The following is a 365-nucleotide window of genomic DNA, read 5'->3' on the forward strand; positions in this document are numbered from 1 at the left end:
TCTCGAACACCTTTCGCTTACGTAAAAACAACTAAAGGATGTTTCAGCAATTCTTTTTCTTTCGTTATCCAGTTTTCAAGGTGCAAAGTAAATCACAGCGGAGCCTTACGGCTGCTGCATAGGTGTAAGATATAACACCTGCTTGGCGACGTCCTACTCTCCCAAGACCCTGCGGTCTAAGTACCATCGGCGCTGAAGGGCTTAACGGTCGTGTTCGGTATGGGAACGCGTGGTTCACCTCCGCCATCGCCACCAAACGGATGACTTGACTTGCATTGAAAGATGATTAATCTTTCAAAACTGACAACGAGTAAGCGATAAACTGCCAAGTTTATCCGAACCTCATCGGGTCCGGGTATTTCCTT

1 rRNA gene is annotated in these 365 nt (G+C 46.8%); it reads right to left on the reverse strand.

Annotated features, from left to right (window positions below):
- Positions 1-140 precede the first annotated feature (140 nt).
- Positions 141-257, reverse strand: a 5S ribosomal RNA gene (gene rrf, locus BK120_RS34385).
- Between the last annotated feature and the right edge of the window lie 108 nt (positions 258-365).

The sequence above is a fragment of the Paenibacillus sp. FSL A5-0031 genome (genome assembly GCF_001956295.1).
GTDB lineage: Bacteria > Bacillota > Bacilli > Paenibacillales > Paenibacillaceae > Pristimantibacillus.